19 protein-coding genes are annotated in these 20,860 nt (G+C 68.0%); 15 read left to right on the forward strand and 4 right to left on the reverse strand.

Annotated elements, in window-relative coordinates; genetic code table 11:
* Window position 1 precedes the first annotated feature (1 nt).
* From alr to tsaD, 5 genes are read left to right on the forward strand one after another with little or no spacing between them, the layout of a single operon-like run.
* Window positions 2-1,222, forward strand: coding sequence for an alanine racemase (gene alr, locus IEX43_RS07010; RefSeq protein ID WP_188809655.1), 1,221 nt, complete (start codon window positions 2-4; stop codon window positions 1,220-1,222).
* A gap of 35 nt (window positions 1,223-1,257) precedes the next feature.
* Complete coding sequence (tsaE, locus tag IEX43_RS07015) at window positions 1,258-1,800, forward strand: tRNA (adenosine(37)-N6)-threonylcarbamoyltransferase complex ATPase subunit type 1 TsaE (protein ID WP_188809759.1); 543 nt, start codon at window positions 1,258-1,260, stop codon at window positions 1,798-1,800.
* A complete protein-coding gene (gene tsaB, locus IEX43_RS07020; RefSeq protein ID WP_188809656.1) occupies window positions 1,800-2,471 on the forward strand; it encodes a tRNA (adenosine(37)-N6)-threonylcarbamoyltransferase complex dimerization subunit type 1 TsaB in 672 nt (223 codons plus the stop codon). The genes tsaE and tsaB overlap by 1 nt, the downstream gene beginning before the upstream one ends.
* A 44-nt stretch (window positions 2,472-2,515) precedes the next feature.
* A complete protein-coding gene (gene rimI, locus IEX43_RS07025; RefSeq protein ID WP_188809760.1) occupies window positions 2,516-2,986 on the forward strand; it encodes a ribosomal protein S18-alanine N-acetyltransferase in 471 nt (156 codons plus the stop codon).
* Entirely contained in the window at window positions 2,983-4,086 is a 1,104-nt protein-coding gene (gene tsaD / locus IEX43_RS07030; protein WP_188809657.1) for a tRNA (adenosine(37)-N6)-threonylcarbamoyltransferase complex transferase subunit TsaD, read from the forward strand. Before rimI ends, tsaD begins: the two co-directional genes overlap by 4 nt.
* A gap of 138 nt (window positions 4,087-4,224) precedes the next feature.
* Here tsaD and IEX43_RS07035 read toward each other — a convergent pair whose 3' ends face one another.
* On the reverse strand, window positions 4,225-5,376 hold the full coding sequence (locus IEX43_RS07035) for a glutamate--cysteine ligase (RefSeq protein ID WP_188809658.1): 1,152 nt from the start codon (window positions 5,374-5,376) through the stop codon (window positions 4,225-4,227).
* 386 nt (window positions 5,377-5,762) lie between these two features.
* On the opposite strand from IEX43_RS07035, the gene IEX43_RS07040 reads away from it, so the two are divergent.
* Together IEX43_RS07040 and IEX43_RS07045 are read left to right on the forward strand one after the other, a co-directional pair.
* Window positions 5,763-7,190, forward strand: coding sequence for a glycoside hydrolase family 3 N-terminal domain-containing protein (locus tag IEX43_RS07040; protein ID WP_188809761.1), 1,428 nt, complete (start codon window positions 5,763-5,765; stop codon window positions 7,188-7,190).
* Window positions 7,191-7,297: 107 nt separating this feature from the next.
* The gene (locus IEX43_RS07045; protein ID WP_188809769.1) at window positions 7,298-8,107 is read left to right on the forward strand and encodes a shikimate 5-dehydrogenase; all 810 of its coding nucleotides are present in this window, start codon (window positions 7,298-7,300) and stop codon (window positions 8,105-8,107) included.
* Here the strand turns inward: IEX43_RS07045 and IEX43_RS07050 are convergent.
* Window positions 8,091-9,362, reverse strand: coding sequence for a class I SAM-dependent methyltransferase (locus tag IEX43_RS07050; RefSeq protein ID WP_188809659.1), 1,272 nt, complete (start codon window positions 9,360-9,362; stop codon window positions 8,091-8,093). The genes IEX43_RS07045 and IEX43_RS07050 overlap by 17 nt on opposite strands.
* Before the next feature lie 54 nt (window positions 9,363-9,416).
* On the opposite strand from IEX43_RS07050, the gene IEX43_RS07055 reads away from it, so the two are divergent.
* On the forward strand, window positions 9,417-9,788 hold the full coding sequence (locus tag IEX43_RS07055; RefSeq protein ID WP_188809660.1) for a hypothetical protein: 372 nt from the start codon (window positions 9,417-9,419) through the stop codon (window positions 9,786-9,788).
* Here the strand turns inward: IEX43_RS07055 and IEX43_RS07060 are convergent.
* Window positions 9,716-10,648: a DMT family transporter gene (locus IEX43_RS07060; protein ID WP_188809661.1), complete on the reverse strand. Its 933-nt coding sequence runs from the start codon at window positions 10,646-10,648 to the stop codon at window positions 9,716-9,718. The genes IEX43_RS07055 and IEX43_RS07060 overlap by 73 nt on opposite strands.
* A gap of 227 nt (window positions 10,649-10,875) precedes the next feature.
* Here IEX43_RS07060 and groES point away from each other — a divergent pair, with 227 nt between their 5' ends.
* Together groES and groL are read left to right on the forward strand one after the other, a co-directional pair.
* A complete protein-coding gene (gene groES, locus IEX43_RS07065) occupies window positions 10,876-11,169 on the forward strand; it encodes a co-chaperone GroES (RefSeq protein WP_003805290.1) in 294 nt (97 codons plus the stop codon).
* A gap of 77 nt (window positions 11,170-11,246) precedes the next feature.
* On the forward strand, window positions 11,247-12,857 hold the full coding sequence (gene groL, locus IEX43_RS07070; protein WP_188727530.1) for a chaperonin GroEL: 1,611 nt from the start codon (window positions 11,247-11,249) through the stop codon (window positions 12,855-12,857).
* Window positions 12,858-12,977: 120 nt separating this feature from the next.
* On the opposite strand, the gene IEX43_RS07075 is transcribed toward groL, so the two are convergent.
* Complete coding sequence (locus IEX43_RS07075; RefSeq protein ID WP_188809662.1) at window positions 12,978-13,580, reverse strand: dihydrofolate reductase family protein; 603 nt, start codon at window positions 13,578-13,580, stop codon at window positions 12,978-12,980.
* Window positions 13,581-13,660: 80 nt separating this feature from the next.
* Between IEX43_RS07075 and IEX43_RS07080 the strand changes: the two genes are divergently transcribed.
* From IEX43_RS07080 to IEX43_RS07100, 5 genes are all read left to right on the forward strand, one after another.
* A complete protein-coding gene (locus IEX43_RS07080) occupies window positions 13,661-15,181 on the forward strand; it encodes an ATP-dependent DNA ligase (protein WP_188809663.1) in 1,521 nt (506 codons plus the stop codon).
* 107 nt (window positions 15,182-15,288) lie between these two features.
* Window positions 15,289-16,932, forward strand: coding sequence for a response regulator transcription factor (locus IEX43_RS07085; RefSeq protein WP_308422209.1), 1,644 nt, complete (start codon window positions 15,289-15,291; stop codon window positions 16,930-16,932).
* Between the two features lie 92 nt (window positions 16,933-17,024).
* Window positions 17,025-17,405 (forward strand): hypothetical protein, encoded by a 381-nt coding sequence (locus IEX43_RS07090; RefSeq protein WP_229666346.1) that lies wholly within the window; start codon window positions 17,025-17,027, stop codon window positions 17,403-17,405.
* Complete coding sequence (locus tag IEX43_RS07095) at window positions 17,402-18,508, forward strand: flavin-containing monooxygenase (protein WP_188809665.1); 1,107 nt, start codon at window positions 17,402-17,404, stop codon at window positions 18,506-18,508. The genes IEX43_RS07090 and IEX43_RS07095 overlap by 4 nt, the downstream gene beginning before the upstream one ends.
* A gap of 132 nt (window positions 18,509-18,640) precedes the next feature.
* Entirely contained in the window at window positions 18,641-20,719 is a 2,079-nt protein-coding gene (locus IEX43_RS07100; RefSeq protein ID WP_188809666.1) for an acyltransferase family protein, read from the forward strand.
* Window positions 20,720-20,860 lie beyond the last annotated feature (141 nt).

Consider the following 20,860-nt stretch of genomic DNA (forward strand, 5'->3'; position numbering starts at 1 on the left):
GGTGACTTACCCCGCAACAACCGGCGAATTCAGTGCTGCCCCGGGACACGGCTCCCGCTATGAACGGTCCGCCGTGATCGACCTGGACGCCATCCGGCACAACGTCCGCCGCCTCGCCGCTGCCGCATCCCCCGCGAAAGTCATGGCCGTGGTCAAGGCAGACGCCTACGGGCACGGCGCCGTGCCGGTGGCGCGGGCGGCCCTGGAGGCCGGAGCGTCCTGGCTGGGCGTGGCCCACATCTCGGAGGCCCTGGCGCTCCGGGCTGCCGGCATTGACGCGCCGCTGCTGGCCTGGCTGCACACCACGGAAAGCAACTTCGGCGCTGCCGTGGCTGCCGGCGTGGACATTGGCTGCTCCGGCTGGGAACTGGACCGCATTGTGGCCGCAGCCCGGGAACAGGAGCGCCCGGCCCGCGTCCACCTGAAAGTGGACACCGGACTGGGACGCAACGGCGCGGCCCTGGACAGCTGGGACCAGCTGGTGGGCGAGGCGATGGACTACCAGGACCAGGGCCTGCTGCGCGTGGTGGGCATCTTCTCCCACCTCGCCGTCGCCGACGAGCCGGAGCGTCCCGAAACCGACCAGCAGCTGGCCACGTTCCGGGAAGTCCTGGCCGTGGCGGAGGACGCCGGCGTGGACCCGGAGGTCCGCCACCTGGCCAACACCCCCGCCACGCTGTCCCGGCCCGATACCCACTTCGACCTGGTCCGCGTTGGCCTGGGCATCTACGGGCTGTCCCCGTTCGCCGGGCAGAGTTCCGCGGAACTGGGGCTCCGCCCGGCCATGGCCCTGCGGACCCTGGTGTCACAGTGCAAGGAGGTGCCGCACGGGCAGGGCGTCTCCTACGGCCTCCACTACCGCACCCGGGGGGACAGCACGCTGGGCCTGATCCCGGTGGGTTACGCGGACGGGGTGCCGCGGTCCGCCACCGGCGGTCCCGTGCGGTTGGGCGGCCGGACCTACCCGGTGGTGGGCCGGATTGCCATGGACCAGATGGTCATCGACCTCGGCGGCATCGGCGGAGCGGGTGCGGACCTGCTGGGTGCCGAGGCGGAGCTGTTCGGGGACGGAGCCGACGGCGGCCCCACGGCCGATGACTGGGCGCGCGCCGCCGGAACCATCAACTACGAGATCGTCACCAGGATCAGCCCCAGGGTGCCGCGGCGCTTCATCAACGAAGAGGACCGGAGCTCCGCGTCCAGTCAGGAGAAGCTCTCGTGACCACCAACGGCCAGGCTCCCCGGCCCAACTGGGAAATGACATTAACAGCGACGACGGCGGAGCAGACCCATGCGCTGGCCCTCTGTCTCGCGGCGGTCCTGCAGGCCGGGGATCTGCTGGTGCTCAGCGGCGAGCTGGGTGCCGGGAAGACCACGTTCACGCAGGGCCTGGGGGAGGGGCTGGGTGTCCGGGAAGGCATTATTTCCCCCACGTTCGTCCTGGTCCGCATCCACCCCAACCTGCCTGCGGGGCCGCGGCCCGGCGGCCCGGACCTGGTGCACGTGGATGCCTACCGGTTGGACTCGGCCGCGGAGATTGACGACATCGACCTGGAAAACACCATGGACTCCTCCGTGACGGTGGTGGAGTGGGGCCGGGACCGGGTGGAGCACCTCAGCGAGAGCAGGCTCGAGATCGATTTGCACCGCGCAGTTGGACTTGACGACGGGCTGCCCTCCGCCGGCCTGGACTTCGACACCGGGGATGCGGACGAGCCCCGCACCATCGTGATGCGCGGCTACGGCCCGCGGTGGCCCGAAGCCCCGGAACTCGGTGCGGCCACGGAAGGGGTCCGCTGATGCTGATCCTGGCCATTGACACCTCCGCCGTTGCCAGCGCCGCCCTGGTGTCCTCTGAGGCGCCGGGCTCCGTGGTGGCCAGCTTCTCCACCGAGGACACCCGGAGCCATGCCGAGGTGCTTGCCCCGGGGATCGAGGAGATGCTCGCAGGCGCCGGCGTGACCGGGAAGGACATCGACGCCCTGGTGGTGGGTGTGGGTCCCGGACCGTTCACCGGATTGCGGTCCGGAATCGCCACCGCGCGGACCCTGGCTTTTGTCTGGGGCAAACCCCTCCACGGGCTGGTCAGCCTGGACGCCATGGCCCTGGAAGTGGCGGAGTCCGCCGCGGCCGTCCCCGAGTTCCTGGTGGCGACGGACGCGCGCCGCAAAGAGGTCTACTGGGCGCGCTACAGCCTCGCCGACGGCCGGCTTCCCGTCCTGGAGGACGGCCCGCACGTCAGCTTCGCCGCCGACCTCCCGGACCTGCCCGCCTTCGGTGCCGGTGCCGGTCTTTACGCTGATGCGCTGAAGGCCCACCCCGACTTTGCGCAGGAACAGCCGGATGCCCTGTACCTGGGCAAGTTCGCGCTGGCACGGCTCGAGGCGGGCAACGGCCTCCTCGACTCCACGCCGTTGTACCTGCGGGAGTCCGACGCCCAGGTCCCCGGACCGCGGAAGAGGGCCCTGTGAACCGCACACCCGGCCACCCCGGTGCTGGCGTGACCCTCCGCGATATGACGCTGGACGATGTCCCCGCGGTCAGCGCCCTGGAACAGCGGCTTTTCCCGGTGGACGCCTGGCCCCTCCAGATGTTCCTCGACGAACTCTCCCAGCCGGAAACCCGCCGCTACCTCGTGGCGCAGGGCAGCGACGGCATCGTGGGCTATGCGGGCCTGATGTGCATCGAGCCCATCGCGGATGTCCAAACCATCGCCGTCGTCCCCGAATATGAGGGCCGGGGCATCGGCACCACGCTGCTCACCGCCCTCATTGACGAGGCCCGGCGCAGGCGGGCTGCGGACGTCCTGCTGGAGGTCCGGGCGGACAACCCGCGGGCGCAGCAGCTGTACGTCCGGTTTGGCTTCGAGCAGATCCACGTCCGCCCCCGCTATTACCGCGACGGCGTCGACGCCCTCATCATGCGCCTCCAGCTCGCGGGTGAAGGCACGGGCGGCGGCAAATCAACGGAAGGACCCCAGCCATGAACCGCACGCAACCACTGGTGCTGGGCATCGAGTCGTCCTGCGACGAGACCGGAGTGGGAATCGTGCGCGGAACCACGCTGCTGACCAACACCGTGTCATCCTCCATGGACGAGCACGTCCGGTTCGGCGGCGTCATCCCCGAGATCGCCTCCCGCGCGCACCTGGACGCCTTCGTCCCCACGCTGGAGCAGGCATTGTCCGACGCCGGCGTGGTCCTCGATGACGTTGACGCCATCGCGGTCACCTCGGGACCGGGCCTGGCCGGCGCCCTCATGGTGGGCGTCTGCGCCGCCAAAGCACTGGCCGTGGCCACCGGCAAGCCGCTGTACGCCATCAACCACCTTGTGGCCCACGTCGGCGTGGGGCTGCTGGACGGGGCAGGCGGCGGCCAGCACAACGGCACAGCCCCGCAGCTCCCGGAGAACCTCGGCGCGCTGCTGGTCTCCGGCGGCCACACCGAGATCCTGCGGATCAACAGCATCACCGACGACGTGCAGCTCCTGGGCTCCACCATCGACGACGCCGCCGGCGAAGCCTACGACAAGGTGGCCCGCATCCTGGGCCTCGGCTACCCGGGCGGGCCGGCCATCGACATGGTGGCCCGCACCGGCAACCCGAAGTCCATTCGCTTCCCCCGCGGCCTGAGCCAGCCCAAGTACATGGGGACCGCCGAGGAACCGGGCAGGCACCGGTACGACTGGTCCTTCAGCGGCCTCAAGACCGCGGTGGCCCGGTGCGTGGAGCAGTTCGAGGCGCGAGGGGAGGAGATTCCGGTGGCTGACATTGCGGCGGCGTTCCAGGAAGCCGTGGTGGACATCATTTCCTCGAAGGCTGTGCTGGCCTGCCGGGAACACGGCATCAAGGACGTGCTCCTGGGCGGCGGAGTGGCGGCCAACTCACGGCTTCGCGAGCTGACCGGACAGCGGTGTGCCTCGGCCGGGATCAGGCTGCACGTGCCGCCGCTGGATCTGTGCACGGACAACGGCGCCATGGTGGCCGCCCTGGGCGCGCAGCTGGTAATGGCCGGAGTGGAACCCAGCGGCATCCGCTTCGCCCCTGATTCCTCGATGCCGGTCACGTCGGTCTCGCTCCCCGCCTGAGGCCGGCCGGACTCTCGAACACCCCGCGAACCGTCGCGGCGCACTTTGGGGGCCCCGTCGTCGTACATCACGACGGCGGCGGGCGAGTCCGTGCCGAAGTGCCCCGTTTCGGGCGGTAACTGGCCCGGGCCGGCCAGGTCAGGCGGTGGGGCCGTTGCGCATCTGCTTGACCAGGTCCAGCACCACGGCCTGCAGGTCCCCGCCGTGTTCAGCCGCGACGCGGCGCTGGCGCTGGTAGCCGGCACCGCGGCGGATGATCTTCTCGACGTCGGCAAGCTCGTCCGTGCAGCGCAGCTTGGCGGCCACGGGCTCGAGCCGGTTAAGGGTTTCCAGCAGGTGCTCGGTGACCAGCTGCTCCTTGCCCGCGGCGTCCAGGATGATGATGGCGTCCATCCCGTAGCGGGCAGCGCGCCACTTGTTTTCCTGGACATGCCATGGCGGCATGGTGGGGATGGTCCCGCCGTTGTCCAGGGTGGTGGAGAACTCGTCCACCAGGCACTGGGTGAGGGCTGCGATGGCGCCCACCTCCTCCAGGGTGGCCAGGCCGTCGCAGATCCGCATCTCGATGGTGCCCAGGTTTGGGACCGGCCGGATGTCCCAGCGGATCTCCGAGAGCATGTCGATCACCCCGGTGGTGAACATGTCCTGCACATAGGACTCGTATTCCTCCCAGGAGTGGAACTGGAAAGGCAAGCCGGCGGTGGGGAGCTGCTGGAACATCAGGGCACGCTGGGACGCGTAGCCGGTGTCCTCGCCGCCCCAGAACGGGCTGGACGCGGAGAGCGCCTGGAAGTGCGGGAAGTAGTTGACCAGCCCGTCCAGCACGGGCAGCACCTTGTCCCGGCGGTCCAGCCCCACGTGGACGTGCACGCCATAGATGACCATCTGCCGGCCCCACCACTGCGTACGGTCAATGAGTTTTGCGTAGCGCGCCTTGTCCGTGACCGGCTGCAGCTGCGGCGGGCTGAACGGGTGGCTTCCGGCGCAGAACAGTTCCACGCCCATGGGATCGGTGATCTCGCGCACGGCGGCCAGCGAACGGCTGAGGTCTTCCTTGGCTTCGGCCGCGGTTTCGCAGATACCCGTGACCAGTTCCACCGTGTTCAGCAGGAGTTCCTGCTTGATGTGCGGGTGCTCGTCGTCCTCGTTCAGCTCGGGGTGGCGGGACGCGACGCCGCGGAGCACCTCATTGGCCACGGATGCGAGTTCGCCCGTCCGGCCGTCCACCAGCGCGAGTTCCCATTCAACACCAAGGGTTGACTGCCTTGATGTAGCGAAATCGATCTTCACGCATTTCCTAACTGTCCTGTTTGCCGCTGGCTCACGCCGTCACTGACAGTCTGCTGCCGGCAGGCGAACGGGTGGTTCAAGTCTAGTGCAGGGGTAGCATCGTATTGATGGCCTTGTTCCGACCCCTGCGTGACAGTCTTCACACATTCCTCCCCTTCATCGCGGCAGCCTCCGCCGCAGTAGCCCTGGCTTCCTGCACGGCAGCGCCGGGCCCTGCCCCGTCGTCGTTGGCCCCATCTGCCCTGCCCGCCCCTTCTGTTACTGCCACGCCAAGCACGACGACGGCGCCCGCCACGCCCTCCCCATCACCCGATCCGGGTACCCGGCCACTGGGGTGGGGGCCCCAACAGCGCGACCAGGACGCGGCAGCTGCGGCGGTGGCGGCGATGAACACCGAGGAGAAGGCCGGGCAGGTCCTCCTTCCGTTCTTCAAGGGCAAGGAGGTGGAGGCCCACGCAGCCGCCATCGAGCGGCTGCACCTTGCCGGGTCCATCATCATGGGCGACAACGTTCCCCTGGATCCGCAGGGCAGGATGGACGTGCACGGAATGGCTGCCATCAACCAGCGGTTGTCTGCCGCCGCCGGGGGACGGCCGTGGCCCGGGATCATTGCGGTGGACCAGGAAGGCGGCCAGGTTGCACGCCTGGGACTGCCCCTGACCGAATGGCCCACTCCCATGAGCTACGGCGCAGCCGGCAGCGTGCCGCTGGCCCGGGAAGCGGGGCAGGGCCTGGCCGCGGAACTGGTGCCCCTCGGGTTCAACCTGGATTTCGCTCCCGGCACCGACGTCACCATCGGGCCCGCCGATCCCACCATTGGCGCCAGGTCCATGTCCGCGGACCCCGACGCTGCCGCCGCGCTGGGCGTGGCGTTCTCGCAGGGAATGCTCGCCGCGGGAGTGCTGCCGGCCGTGAAGCACTTTCCGGGGCACGGCTCCGTGACGGTCGACTCCCACCACAACCTCCCGGCGCAGCCCTCCACGGTGGCGGAGCTCGGCGCCCGCGACTGGAAGCCGTTCCGGGCCGCCATCGACGCCGGAACTCCGATGGTGATGGCCGGGCACATTGCCGTCCCGGCACTGGAACCCGGCGTCCCGGCGTCGCTCTCCGGCCCTGCCTACGCGGCACTGCGGGGGCTCGGGTTCAAGGGGGTGGCGGTGACGGATGCCCTGAACATGGGCGCCGTGACCAAGCAGTACCCCGGCGGCACCGCCGCGGTGATGGCCCTCGCCGCCGGCGCGGACCTCCTGCTGATGCCCGCCGACGTAGCCCAGGCCCACGCCGCGATCGTCCAGGCCGTGGCCTCCGGCGCCCTGCCCCCGGAGCGGCTGGACGAGGCAGCCCGCCGGGTGGCCACCATGATGGTTTGGCACGGCCGGACAGCCGCGGCAGCCGGCGCCCCGGCAGGCGGCGGCGGAGCCCTGTCAGCCCACGTCTCCGCCTCAGCGGTCACCATGCTCTCCGGACCCTGCACCGGCCCGCTGGTTCCTGGCGCGGTACGGGTGGACGGCGGCTCGCCGGCGGACAGGGCACGCTTCGAGGCAGCCGCAGCCAGGGCCGGGCTGGCCCTGGGCTCCGGACCCCTGGTCAGCCTCATCGGCTACGGCGGCCGGGGCGCGGGAGGGGACATTGCCGTGGCACTGGATGCCCCCTGGCCGCTGCGGGACTCGACGGCGCCGGTGAAGGTGGCCCTCTACGGCCGGAGCGATGGTGCCTTCGATGCCCTCGCCGCTGTCCTGGCAGGGAAGGCGGGCGCACCGGGTAAGCTGCCGGCCGCCGTCGGAAACTACCCGGCGGGAACCGGCTGCCCCTGATCCCAAGTAGGTAGCGCGAAGTGTCGTTTTGAACCCTCAAAACGACACTTAGCGCTACCTAGTTGGGAATCCCGTTTAATGGTCAGGTGCCCATTCTCAATAAAGACATGACCCTCTGCATCTCGCTCTCGGCGCGGCCCAGCAACAACGGGACCCGCTTCCACAACCACCTGTACGAGCAGCTGAACCTCAACTGGATTTACAAGGCGTTCGCCCCCACGAACCTCGAACAGGCCATCGCGGGCGTCCGCGGCCTGGGCATCCGCGGCTGTGCCATCTCCATGCCGTACAAGGAGGATGTGATTGCGCTGGTGGACGAGATGGATCCCTCAGCCAAGGCCATCGACTCCGTCAACACCATTGTGAACACGGACGGGCAGTTGAAGGCCTACAACACCGACTACACCGCCATCGAGCAGCTCCTGTCCACCAACAAGGTGCCCACCAGCTATTCGGTCTTGGTCCAGGGAGCGGGCGGCATGGCCAAGGCCACCGTCGCGGCGCTCCGCGACGCCGGCTTCACGGACGTCACGGTCATCGCCCGGAACGAGGTTGCCGGGCGGGCGCTGGCGGACCAGTACGGCTTCAGGTGGCAGGAAGCGCTCGACGGCGGGACGGCGGACTTGATCATTAACGTCACCCCCATCGGTATGGCAGGAGGGATGGCAGGCGGGGCGGAAGCCGACGCGCTCGCCTTCCCGCAGGAGGCCATCGACGCCGCCCGGGTGGTTTTCGACGTCGTGGCGCTGCCGGCCGAAACCCCGCTGATCAAGGCCGCACGGGCCGCGGGAAAGCCGGTCATCACCGGTGCGGAGGTTGCCACCATCCAGGCCCTGGAACAGTTTGTCCTCTACACCGGCGTGCGGCCCACCGCTGAGCAGGTGCGCGCTGCCGAGGAGTTCATGCGGGCCCAGTAGCAGTTTCTTCGCGAGCAGTGCCCTGCGCCGGCTCCACCACAATGGCCACCCGGTCCTCCCCGATGCGGGTCAGGACCAGGGTGGCTGTTTTGGTTCCGGCTTTTTTCCCGCCAGTGTTCTTTCCGCTTGGGAGGAGCTGCTTGCGGAGTTCCTCGGGCGTGACGGCGGTACCGCGCTTCTTGATGTCCAGCACGCCGATGCCGTTGTCCTTCACCCAGGCCTTGAGCGCCTTGACGTTGTAGGGCATCACCTCCAGGACCTTGTAGGCGCGCGCAAACGGCGTATCCACCAGTTCCGGCGCGCACACATAAGCGATGTGCTCATCCACCAGGTGTCCGCCCAGCTGCAGCGCCACGTCCGCCACCAGCCCTGCACGGATCACCGCACCGTCCGGTTCGTAGAGGTAGCCTTCCACCGGGCCCACCGGAGCCGTGGGACCGGCGCCGAACTCTTCTCCGCTGGTCAGCTCAGCGGCACCCTGGGCGCCGAGCACCAGCGCTGCCCGGCGGACTCCCGGCCGGCGCACTGCGTTGAACCACAGGGCCACCTCCGTCACATCCCCGGCCACGGAGACCCACTGCGCTTCGCAGCTTGCCGGAACGGAATCGTGCGGCATGCCCGGCCCCATCTTGACCCCCACGGCCAGGCCGGAGGCCGCCAGGTCCTCAACGAAGGACAAGGGCGGGGAAAAAGCCTCGGGGTCCCAGATCCGCTTGGTGCCCGACGTGGAAGTGACACGTCGCGCCGGGTCCAGCCAGACGCCGTCGACCCCGTCCAGCGGCACGGCCGTGGCGTCCGCATGGACCACGGTGGCGTTGGGGAACGGGATCAGGTTGACGGTGGCGCAGGCTGCCGTGGTCTCGTCCATCTCCACGGCGGTGACGTTGATGTCCATGGAAGCCAGCGCCAGGGAGTCCGCGGCCAGCCCGCAGCCCAGGTCTGCAACGTGGCTGATTCCGGCCTCCGCGAACCGCTGCGCGTGGCGTGCGGCAACGTTGAGCCGGGTTGCCTGTTCCAGTCCGGCCTGGGTGAACAGCATGCTCCGGGCAAACTCGCCGAACTTTGCGGCCGCCCTGGTGCGGAGCCTGGACTGGGTCAGGACGGCGGAGACCAGTTCAGGGGAGTGGCCGGCCTTGCGGAGGGCCGAGTTCAGCTCGAAGGATTTCTCCTCCTGGTAAGGGCCCAGGGACGCCAGAAGCTCCCAGCCTTCCGGGGTGAGCAGTGGTGCAATCTGGTCCTGGGGAGCTTGAGCCATGGGTTCCAGCCTAGTGGAGGAGCGGCATGCCGGCGGGCCGATAGTGTTGAAGCCATGAAAGACAGTGCAGGTACCCCGCAGTCCCGCCAGCACCACCCCGGGGGCCTGGCGCGGTTCGCCCGCCCGGCACTGATTGCCAGCGCCGTGGTTGCCGTGGTGTGTATCGCGCTTCTGGTGATCATCTTCTTCCTGGATGCCTTCAACGCCACCGTCTATTCGGTGGGCGGCAGCAGCATCCAGGACGACACGCAGGAGGCCCAGGACATCCGCGGGCTGTACGCCGGAGCCCGCGCGGGCAGCATCTTCTTCCTGGTTGTATCGCTCATGGTGGCCGCGGCTGCCGCGGTGCTGCTTTACCGCGGGCGGAACTCGGCCGGAGAGGGCGACGGCGGAGAGGACGTCGACTTTGAGGACCTGGGCCGCTGAGGTGCTGTGCCGCCGGTACTGGTCAGCAGGACCCCTGAAATAACCAAGATGCCGCCCATGACCTGGGGGACCGTGATGGGCTGGCCCAGGACGACCGTGATGATGGCGGTAAACACGGCGATGAGGTTGAGGTAGTTCCCGGCGTTTGCAGCGGTGGTGCGTTTGAGCGCCAGGTTCCACAGCAGGTAGGAACCCAGCGAGGGGAAGAGGACGATGTAGGCCAGCGACCAGCTTTCGGAGGCCGTGGCTGGAAGCCCGGCCCCCGTGGCCATTGCAAAGGGGACCAGGACAACAGCCGCCATGGCCACCTGAACCGCGGTGGACGTGATCGCCGGGACGGACAGCCTGCGGGCCGTGATCGTGTAGAAGCCCCACACGGTGATGGCCGCGACGATCAGCAGCTCACCGGCATTGATCGAGAAGGTCAGCAGCCGCTGTAGGTCGCCTCCGGTGAGCACCAGCAGGACTCCGCAGAGGCCCAGGGCAATCCCTGCCCAACCCAGCGGGCGCGGCCTGTCCCGGAGCAGGACCACGGCCAGGACCGTGATTAGGGCGGGGTTCGCTGCGGTCACCAGCGAAGCGTTCAGGGCCGAGGTGTGCCCCAGCGCGCTGTACAGCAGCAGGGTGTAGGCGCTCATGCCCAGGCAGCTCAGAAGCAGGAGCACCGGCCAATGGCTCAGCACGGCGCGCCAGTCCGGTTTTTCCACCAGCTGCGCCAGGACCAGCAGCGGCACAGCGGCCAGGGCCCACCGCCAGAACGTCAGCTGCAGCGGCTGCATGGTCTCCATGGCAGCCTGTCCTACAACAAAGTTGCCCGCCCAGAAGAGGGTGGCAAGAATCAGGTAAACGGCGGCTCGCACCCGGCAAATCTACACGTCCCCATGTTCCGCCCACGACGAAACTCTGGCACTCGCCTTGACCGAGTGCTAACCCTTGCATACAGTCTGTATTAGCACTCTCCCTAGGAGGGTGCTAATACATGAAGAGCTGCCAGCCAGGCTGCTGCCGGCACCGCGACGACGGTTTGCCAGCCACGGCGGAAAGCTTTCCAGTCCACGAATTTGCTGACGAAGAAGGAGAGGTCCGAGTGTCGGTCTCTATTAAGCCTCTTGAGGATCGTATTGTTGTCCGCCCGCTCGAAGCCGAGCAGACCACGGCTTCCGGCCTGGTGATCCCGGACTCCGCACAGGAGAAGCCGCAGGAAGGCGAAGTTGTTGCAGTAGGCCCCGGCCGCTTCGAAGACGGCAACCGCGTTCCCGTCGACGTAGCCGTTGGCGACGTCGTCATCTACTCCAAGTACGGCGGAACCGAAGTCAAGACCGGCGGCACCGAGTACCTCGTGCTCTCCGCCCGCGACGTCCTGGCGATCGTCGTAAAGTAACTCTCCGGATCCCCGTGCCGCTGGTCATGCTCTCTGCTGGTCAGCTGCGCGGGGTTCTGTCTTGAAAGGACAAAACCATGGCAAAGCAGCTTGCGTTTAACGACGCTGCCCGCCGGTCTCTTGAAGCCGGCATCGATAAGCTCGCCAACACCGTCAAGGTGACGCTCGGCCCCCGCGGCCGCAACGTCGTCCTGGACAAGAAGTGGGGCGCTCCCACTATCACGAACGACGGCGTCACCATCGCCCGCGAAGTGGAACTTGACGACCCCTACGAGAACCTTGGCGCGCAGCTGGCCAAGGAAGTAGCCACCAAGACCAACGATGTTGCCGGTGACGGCACCACCACCGCAACCGTCCTGGCGCAGGCGCTGGTCAAGGAAGGCCTGCGCAACGTAGCGGCAGGCGCCGCCCCCGGCCAGATCAAGCGCGGCATCGAGGTTTCCGTTGAAGCCGTCGCCGCCCGCCTGCTCGAGAACGCCCGCCCCGTTGAAGGCACCCAGGTGGCCAACGTTGCAGCGATTTCCGCCCAGAGCGACGAGGTTGGCGAACTTCTCGCCGAGGCCTTCGGCAAGGTTGGCAAGGATGGTGTGATCACCATCGAGGAATCCTCCACCACGCAGACCGAACTGGTCCTGACCGAGGGCATGCAGTTCGACAAGGGCTACCTGTCCCCGTACTTCGTCACCGACGCGGAACGCCAGGAAGCAGTCCTTGAGGACGCCCTCATCCTGATCAACCAGGGCAAGATCTCCAACATCCAGGAATTCCTGCCGCTGCTGGAGAAGGCGCTGCAGAGCTCCAAGCCGCTCTTCATCATCGCCGAAGACGTTGACGGCGAGGCTTTGTCCACGCTGATCGTCAACCGCATCCGCGGCACCCTGAACGTTGTTGCCGTCAAGGCTCCGGGCTTCGGCGACCGCCGCAAGGCCATGCTGCAGGACATTGCCACCCTCACCGGTGCACAGGTTGTTTCCCCGGAACTGGGCCTGAGCCTGGACACTGTTGGCCTTGAGGTGCTGGGCACCGCCCGCCGCATCACGGTCACCAAGGACAACACCACCATCGTTGACGGCGCAGGTTCGGCCGAAGACGTGGCAGCACGCGTAGCCCAGCTCCGCGCCGAGCTGACCCGCACCGATTCCGACTGGGACCGTGAAAAGCTCCAGGAGCGCCTGGCCAAGCTGGCCGGCGGCATTGGTGTCATCAAGGTTGGCGCCGCCACCGAGGTTGAGCTGAAGGAAAAGAAGCACCGCATCGAGGACGCTGTGTCCTCCACCCGCGCTGCCCTTGAAGAAGGCATCGTTGCCGGCGGCGGTTCCGCCCTGATCCACGCCCTGAAGGCACTGGATGAGGACCCCTCCGTCAAGGCACTCGAAGGCGACGCCGCCGCTGCCGTGGGCATCGTCCGCCGCGCCCTGGTCCAGCCGCTGCGCTGGATCGCCCAGAACGCGGGCTTCGACGGCTACGTTGTGACGTCCAAGGTTGCCGACCTGGAAACCAACAACGGCTTCAACGCCAAGTCAGGCGAGTACGAGGATCTGATCGCTGCCGGTGTCATCGACCCCGTCAAGGTCACCCGTGCGGCCCTCCGCAACGCGGCCTCCATCGCTGCCCTGGTTCTCACCACCGAGACCCTCGTGGTGGAGAAGCCGGCCGAAGAGGACGAGCACGCAGGCCACAGCCACTAATCCCCACCGGCTCCCAAGTCTCGCTTCGCTCGACTTGGGTCCCTCGCCGGCGTGGGCCAAGCCTGTCACCACAAGAAACCGGTCCAGCATCCGCTGGACCGGTTTTTTGCGCCTTGCAGACTAGGTTCCCGGCATGTTCTGCGTCTCCACGTCGCCCGCGCGCTCGTAGACCAGCGACACCGCCCCCTTCGGGAAGCTGCGGGCCGGCTCCGCCAGGCGGTAGGAGGCGGGGACGGTCCCTGCGTCGAAGAGGCGCTTGCCCTGGCCGAGGACCACCGGATAGAGCCAGAGATGGAGGCGGTCGAGCATGTTTGCTGCGAGCAGCGAACGGATGAGAACGCCGCTGCCGAACATGTGCACCTGCCCGTACCCGTCGCGGAGCCTGCCCGCGGCCGTGGCATCCGGCAGCACCGACGTGCCTGCCCAGGCGGGATCCGCCAGGCTGCTCGAGACGACGAACTTGGGCACCCGGTTGAGTATCCCGCCGATGTCCCCGGACTGGTGTGGCCAGTAGCCCGCGAAGATGTCGTAGGTTTTCCGGCCGAGCAGCAGGGCGTCCATGTGGCTGACTTCGGACTCGATGGCCGCCTCAGCCTCCTCGTCGGAGACCGGCGCCTGCCAGCCACCAAAGGCGAAGCCGCCCTCCGTGTCTTCTTCGCTGCCGCCGGGCCCCTGGTAGACGCCGTCCAGGGTAAGGAACAGGTTCGCAACGATGAGTCCCATCCGTCCAGTCTGGGACAGTGCTCCAGCGCTGTCCAGCAATCCGGAACTGCCCGGGCAGGCGGGCGTGGCAGACTGATGCCATGCTGCTCGACGAGCTTGTGAAAACCACGGATAAGGTCGCATCCACGCGCTCCCGGCTCGCGAAGGTGGACGCGCTGGCAGACCTGTTGCGCCGGCTGGAGCCCGGGGAGATCGCCACCGCCGTCGGCTTGCTCACCGCCAGGCCGCGCCAGGGCCGGGTGGGGGTGGGCTGGCGCGGGATGTCCGCGGCCATGGGGGAGCCCGCCGCGGAACCCCGCCTTACCGTCGCCGACCTTGACGCGGCTTTGGACCGGCTGCTTGCCACCGGCGGCGCCGGGTCTGCGGCGGAGCGCGCCGCCACCCTCCGGACGCTCACGGCGGCAGCCACCGAACGCGAGCAGGCTTTCATCGCCGGCGTCATGCTCGGGGAGCTGCGCACGGGTGCGCTTGAGGGGGTGCTGACGGATGCCGTTGCCCGGGCCTCTGACCGGCCTGTCGACTCCGTGCGCCGCGCAGCGATGCTCTCCGGTGACCTCGGCGAAACAGCCCTGCTGGCCATCACGGGCACGGCAGCCCAGCTCGACGCCGTCGGCCTCGTGGTGGGCCGGCCCGTCCAGCCGATGCTTGCCTCCACCGCGGCCAACGCCGGCGCCGCGCTTGAGGCGACGGGCGAAGCGTCCGTGGAGTACAAGCTCGACGGCGCCCGCATCCAGGTGCACCGCTCCGGCGACGACGTGGGCATCTACACACGCACCTTGGCCGACGTGACCCACCGGCTGCCCGAGGTGGTGGAGGTGGTGCGCGCGCTGCCGGTGCGCAACGTGATCCTGGACGGCGAGACCCTGGCCCTCGACGAGGACGGCGGCCCCCGGCCGTTCCAGGAGACCATGTCCCGGTTCGGGGCGGACGCGGCACGGACCACGGTGCTGCATCCCTGGTTCTTCGACGTGCTGCACATCGACGGGCGCGACCTCCTGGACGAACCGCTGTCCACGCGCATCGGCGTGCTGGAGCGGATCGCCCCGGAGCACCGGATTCCGGGGGAGATCACGGCGGACCCGGGTGTTGCGGAAAGGGTCTCGCGCGATGCGCTCGCCGCGGGCCACGAGGGCGTGGTGGTGAAGGCGGTGGGATCGGCCTACACCGCCGGCAGGCGCGGTTCCAACTGGATCAAGGTGAAGCCGGTGCTGACCTACGATCTCGTGGTCCTTGCCTGCGAGTGGGGGTCGGGCCGCCGCACAGGACTGCTCTCCAACCTGCATCTCGGAGCCCTCGATCCGGCCGGCGAGTTCGGTGAACCCGGCGGCTGCGTCATGGTGGGCAAGACCTTCAAAGGCCTCACCGATGCGCTGCTGCACTGGCAGACGGAGAGGTTCCAGGAGCTTGAGGTCCGGCGCACGGCCGGTACGGTCTGGATGGAACCCGTCACCGTGGTGGAGATCGCCATCGACGGTGTGCAGCAGTCCCCGCGCTATCCCGGCGGGATAGCGCTCCGGTTCGCCCGCGTCAAGCGGTACCGCGAGGACAAAACGGCCGCGGAAGCGGACACCATACAGACGCTGCGCGGACTGCTTCGTTAGCAGTTGTGCCGGTTCGTCTGCGGGCGTACCGTGACGCTTAAGTACCTCAGCGTCCAGCGCGCGGCCGTATACGGACGGCTGGACGGATGGTGTCCGAGGAGGCCGGAGTGTCAACTGAAACGGGCATTGACGAAGGGCGGTCCGCGTTCCGGGAACATCGCTGGACTGACGCTTCCAGGAGCTACGCCGACGCGGACAGGCGCGGCGGACTCCCCGCAGCCGACCTTGAGCGGCTGGCAACGGCCGAAATCCTGACCGGCAACACCACCACGGGCCTGGACACCCTCACCCGCGCGCACGAGGAATACCTGATTGTCGGCGATGTCACCGGTGCGATGCGGTGCGCGGTGTGGTTGGGTATGCACCTGCTGAACCTTGGCGAAACGGCCAGGAGCGCGGGCTGGTTTGCGCGGGGTAAGACGCTGGTGGATGAGCTTGATGAACCGGGTCCGGTGGCGGGCTTGCTGCTGTTTCCCGTCGCGCTGGGAAAACTCTACGGCGGTGACGCCGCAGGCGCGCTGCAGCTTTTCACCGAAGCGGGCTCTTTCGCCCGGCAGTTCCAGGACAGGGACCTGGCCGCGCTGGCCCTTCTCGGAACCGGACAGGCAACGCTGATGCTGGGACGTGCGGAGGAGGGCCTGGGGATGTTCGATGAAGTCATGGTGGCCGTTACCGCGGGGGAGCTGTCCCCGGTACCTTCAGGAATCATCTATTGTGCGGTGATTGGCAATTGCCACCTGGCCTTTGACCTGGAGAGGGCGCTTCAGTGGACGGTGGCGCTGGACCGCTGGTGCAGGGCACGGCCCGACATGGTGGCGTTCAGCGGCCAGTGCCAGTCCCACCGCGCCGAGCTCTTCCGGCTGCACGGGGCATGGGCCGAAGCGCTCAAGGCAGCTGCCGCGGCTCAGGGACTTGCCGCCACGGGTGATCCCCAAGCACTTTTCGGCGGTTTCTACCAGCAGGGCGAAGTGGAGCGCCTCGCCGGGAAGCTGGACGCTGCGGAGGAATGCTACCGGCAGGCTGCCCGAAGCGGGTGGGAACCGCAGCCAGGCCTGGCACTCCTCCTGCTGGCCCGCGGAGAGGCGCGGCAGGCGCAGTCGATGATCCGACGGGCGGAGAAGATTGCGGATGCGGCCACCCGCTGCCACCTGCTGCCGGCGCTGGTGGAAATCGAGCTGGCCGCGGGCGATCCCGAGGCGGCGCGGCGGAGTGCGGACGAGCTGGAAAGCATTGCCAGGGACCACCCCAAACCCATGCTCCAGGCCGTCGCCGACCAGGCTGACGGGGCGGTCCGGCTCACCGAAGGTGATGCCGCCGGCGCCTCGCAATCCCTGCGGAAAGCCTGGAGGGTGTGGCAGCACCTGGGCGTTCCCTACGAGGCAGCCCGCTGCCGGGCACTGATCGGGCGTACGTGCCGCGACCTGGGAGATGAGCCTTCGGCGCTGATGGACTTCGAAGCTGCACATGCGGAATTCCTGGAGCTGGGGGCAGCGCCCGCCGCCGCCTGGGCGGCCTCCCTGATGCGGGCAGGCACCGACGAAGGGGCAGGCACCGCCGGGCCGTTGACCCCGAGGGAAAATGAAGTGCTCCGGCTGGTGGCGTCAGGAAAAGGGAACCGCGCCATAGCCGCGGAGCTCTACCTCAGTGAAAAGACCGTGGCGCGCCACATCAGCAATATCTTCCTCAAGCTGGGCCTGTCCTCCAGGGCAGCCGCAACCAGCTACGCCTATGAGCACGGGCTGGCCGGGTAGGCTGCCTGCAGATAAATACCCACGACCCGTCCGGAGCGGGTTACATACTTCGGCCGACGCGGAGGGGAAGGCTGCGCCCGTAGCCTCGAAACATGAACCTTCCCGTGCTCGCCGGAACCGTCTCGACGGTGCTCTTTGCCGTCGGTATGCTGCCGATGCTTTTGAAGGCTGCCCGCACCAAGGACCTTGCGTCATACAGCCTGGGCAATTTGGTGCTGAGCAACGTGGCCAACGCAGTGCACTCGATCTACGTTTTCAACCTTCCTGCAGGTCCCATCTGGGTCCTCCACCTGGCCTACGTCCTGGCATCCGCCCTGATGCTGGCATGGTGGCTGCGCTACAGGGAAACGGGGCACGAAACAGCAGCCAGCACCGCAGCTGCCGGCATCACAGCAGAAAGTGCGTCGGCCGGCAGCCCAGCGGGAGGGTTCAGCCTTAAGAATCCACTTGCTATAAAAGGAGCGCGGCCATGAGCAACGACAATCGGGCCGGCATGCTGGACACCATCATCATCGGCGGCGGGCAGGCCGGACTTGCCATGGGCTATTTCATGAAAGGCCAGAAACGGAAGTTCCTGATTCTGGATGCGTGCCAAAGAACCGGCGATTCCTGGCGGCAGCGGTGGGATTCGCTCCGGGTGTTCACGCCCGCCAAGTACGACGGACTGCCCGGCGCACCGTTCCCGGCGGACCGGCTGTCCTTCCCCACCAAGGATGAAGTGGCGGATTACCTCGAATGGTATGCAGCGGAATTTGAACTGCCGGTCAGCCACGGCATCCGCGTGGAGCGCCTCTGGCGGGAGGGGGACCACTACGTGGCCACCGCCAACGGCCACCGGTGGGAAGCGCGCAACGTTGTGGTGGCCACAGGCTCCACCCAGACGCCCGAGGTGCCAGGCTTTGCAGCTGAACTGGCCCCTTCCATCAGGCAAGTGCATTCCAGCCAGTACCGGAACCCGCAGCAGCTCCAGGAAGGTCCGGTCCTGGTTGTGGGGCTGGGGAACTCCGGGGCGGAGATCGGCCTCGAAGTTTCCGGGACCCGGCCGGCGCTGGTGGCCGGCAAGCCCACAGGCGAGATCCCGGTGAAGCACGGCAAAGCCGCGGCACGTTACGCGTTCCCTGTGGTGCGCTTCCTTGGCCTGCACGTGTTGACGCTTGGTTCACCGATTGGCCGCAAAGTGGCGCCGGCAATGAAAGCGCACGCCGAACCACTGATCAGGACGAAGACGAAGGACCTCGCGGCCGCCGGGGTGCAGGTCGTGCCGAGGGTCACCGGGGTGGCTGAAGGGATGCCTGTGCTGGCGGACGGGACCCGCCTGGAGGTCTCCAACGTGGTCTGGTGCACCGGATTCCGGGAGGACTTCAGCTGGATCGACCCGGCCCTGCTCGACGCCGGCGCAATGCCCCGGCAGTGGCGCGGTGTGGCTCTGGATTCGCCAGGCCTGTTCTTCCTGGGGCAGCGGTTCCTGTACGCGGAAGTATCGGACACCCTTCCCGGCCTCGGCCGCGACGCGCGTTACCTGGCGGCCAGGATTCCGGCCCCCGCCACTCACGGATCCGCGGTGGCCGCCGCCTGAGCCAAGCCGCCTCCCCGTTCGTGCGCCGCCTCTCTCGTCGCCCGTACCCGGCCGTGATCCCCGTTACCTTTCCCGGAACATCCGCCATGCCTCGGTAGAATTGATGTTTTGTCCGCCGCTGGAAGGTCTTTTGTGTCGATAGCGAGAACCGTGGCTGCCTCCCGCCCGGTGCCCGAAGCAGCCGCCAAAAGCCGGAAGCCGACCTTCCGGCCGGAGGTCCAGGGGCTCCGTGCGCTCGCCGTGCTGATGGTGGTGGCCTACCACGTGTGGCTGGGCAGGGTGTCCGGGGGAGTGGACATCTTCCTGCTCATCTCCGCGTTCCTGCTGACCCTGTCCTTCGTCCGGAAAGCAGAGGCAGGGCGGCCCTTCGGCCTGCTGGCCCACTGGCTGCACCTGTTCAAGCGGCTGCTGCCCGCCGCCGTCGTGGTCATCCTGGGAGTCCTCGCCGGAACGTGGCTGATCCTGCCCCAGAGCCGCTGGCCTCAGGTGCTGGACCAGGCGTGGGCGTCCCTGCTGTACAGCCAGAACTGGCTGCTCGCGGACACCGCCGTTGACTACTATGCCCAGGACCACGCCGGAGCCAGCCCGCTCCAGCACTTCTGGTCGTTGTCCATCCAAGGCCAGGTGTTCATCCTCTGGCCCCTCATCTTCGCCGGCACCGCGGCGCTGCTGGTGCTGTTGCGCCGGGTTCCCGCGCTCACCCGGGTCACCTACCGCGGGCTGCTGGCCCTGGTCTTCGGCACAGTCTTCGCCGTGTCCCTCGCCTACTCCGTGGAGCAGACCGCCGGCAACCAGGCGTACGCCTACTTCGACACCCGGACCCGGCTCTGGGAATTCGCGCTGGGCTCGCTCCTGGCGCTGGCCCTGCCCTACCTCAAACCGGCCCGGGGGCTCCGTGTGGTCCTGGGCTGGGCAGGCCTCGCGGCCATGGTCTCCTGCGGCCTGCTGCTCACGGTGGACCGCTCGTTCCCCGGCTTCGTGGCGCTGTGGCCCACCCTGGCGGCCGCCGCCATCATCGTCGCGGGACAGTCCGGCAGCCGCTTCGGCGTGGACAGGTTCCTCAGCAGCAAGCCCCTGGTCGGGCTGGGAGACAATTCCTACGCCCTGTACCTCTGGCACTGGCCGGTCCTGGTACTCGCGCTTGCCGCCACCGGCGTGGAGGCACCCAACCTGGCCCAGGGCCTGGGCATTGTGGGCGCTTCCATCGTGCTTGCCGTCCTCACCACGCGCTTCGTTGAAAAGCCGCTGCGCGACTGGCACTGGCCGCAGCGCCGGGCCTGGCGCACCGCCGTCGTTATTGCTGCCTGCGGCGCGCTGCTGGCCGGACCCGTGGCCGTCTGGCAGACCACGCTCACCGCAGAGGAAAGCGCGACGGCGGCCCAGCCGCGGGAGCTCACGCCGGGGGCCGCCGCGCTCAACCCGGAGAACGCCGCCGTCCCCGCCCCGGAGGCCAGGATCATCCCCGGCCCCTCGGCGCTGGACAACGACTGGGCCGGAATCCACGCCCCCTGCACCGGGGCCAACGCCACCAGCAACCCCATCCTCGAAGGATGCCGGCAGGAAGTTCCGGACGGTGAGGTAACCAAGCGCATCGTGGTCCTGGGCGACTCCCACTCCCAGCAGTACCTGGGGGCACTGGCGCCGATTGCCGCCGCGCGGGGCTGGGAACTGGTGACGCTGCTGATGCCGGCGTGCCGCTTCGGGGCGGAGTCCCTGGAACGGAATGCGGAGTGCAACGCCTACAATCAGGCCAGCGCCGCCTACGTCCTGGAACATCAGCCGGACGCAGTGTTCACCGTGGCATCGCTGACGCATGAGGAAGCCCCGTTCGAGACCGAGGTCCCGAGTTACCTGGAGGGGGTCCGGCCGTTCGCGGAGGCCGGGATCGAGATCATCGGCATCCGGGACAACCCGCGTTTTACGTTCAACATGCCTGAATGCATCCAGCGCAACGGCCCGGACGCACCGGAGTGCAGTGTGTCCCTGGAGGAATCCCTGGTGGAACCCTCCCCGCTGGAAAGCTACCGGGGAAAACTGGACGGACTGCACCTGATGGATCTCAGCGACTTCATCTGCGCGCGGGGCATCTGTCCCGGTGTGGTGGGCAACGTCTACGTCTACAAGGACGACAACCACCTCACGCGGACCTACGTGGAAAGCATGATCCCCATGTTCGAACAGCGGCTGCTGGCCGCTACGGGCTGGAGCTGAACGCAGCCAACAGCAGCAGCTTGTGGCAAGGAGCGTGCGGTTGCTCACATTCCACGCGTGGAATAGGGGGATCGGCGCTGAGGTTCTAATATTTACTCAATACTTTCCGGCCTCCGGGTCCCCGCCTGCCGCGGCGGTCCT

It is taken from the genome of Pseudarthrobacter polychromogenes (genome assembly GCF_014644495.1).
GTDB classification, from domain to species: Bacteria; Actinomycetota; Actinomycetes; order Actinomycetales; family Micrococcaceae; genus Arthrobacter; species Arthrobacter polychromogenes.

Bases quoted from the DNA above. Each gene is read 5' to 3' on its own strand.
- IEX43_RS07090 (WP_229666346.1), top strand. From the start codon at position 17,025: ATGAACCTTCCCGTGCTCGCCGGAACCGTCTCGACGGTGCTCTTTGCC.
- IEX43_RS07080 (WP_188809663.1), top strand. From the start codon at position 13,661: ATGCTGCTCGACGAGCTTGTGAAAACCACGGATAAGGTCGCATCCACG.
- IEX43_RS07045 (WP_188809769.1), top strand. From the start codon at position 7,298: ATGACCCTCTGCATCTCGCTCTCGGCGCGGCCCAGCAACAACGGGACC.
- IEX43_RS07095 (WP_188809665.1), top strand. From the start codon at position 17,402: ATGAGCAACGACAATCGGGCCGGCATGCTGGACACCATCATCATCGGC.
- IEX43_RS07075 (WP_188809662.1), bottom strand. From the start codon at position 13,580: ATGGGACTCATCGTTGCGAACCTGTTCCTTACCCTGGACGGCGTCTAC.
- tsaE (WP_188809759.1), top strand. From the start codon at position 1,258: ATGACATTAACAGCGACGACGGCGGAGCAGACCCATGCGCTGGCCCTC.
- tsaD (WP_188809657.1), top strand. From the start codon at position 2,983: ATGAACCGCACGCAACCACTGGTGCTGGGCATCGAGTCGTCCTGCGAC.
- rimI (WP_188809760.1), top strand. From the start codon at position 2,516: ATGACGCTGGACGATGTCCCCGCGGTCAGCGCCCTGGAACAGCGGCTT.
- IEX43_RS07050 (WP_188809659.1), bottom strand. From the start codon at position 9,362: ATGGCTCAAGCTCCCCAGGACCAGATTGCACCACTGCTCACCCCGGAA.
- IEX43_RS07055 (WP_188809660.1), top strand. From the start codon at position 9,417: ATGAAAGACAGTGCAGGTACCCCGCAGTCCCGCCAGCACCACCCCGGG.
- IEX43_RS07040 (WP_188809761.1), top strand. From the start codon at position 5,763: ATGAACACCGAGGAGAAGGCCGGGCAGGTCCTCCTTCCGTTCTTCAAG.
- tsaB (WP_188809656.1), top strand. From the start codon at position 1,800: ATGCTGATCCTGGCCATTGACACCTCCGCCGTTGCCAGCGCCGCCCTG.
- groL (WP_188727530.1), top strand. From the start codon at position 11,247: ATGGCAAAGCAGCTTGCGTTTAACGACGCTGCCCGCCGGTCTCTTGAA.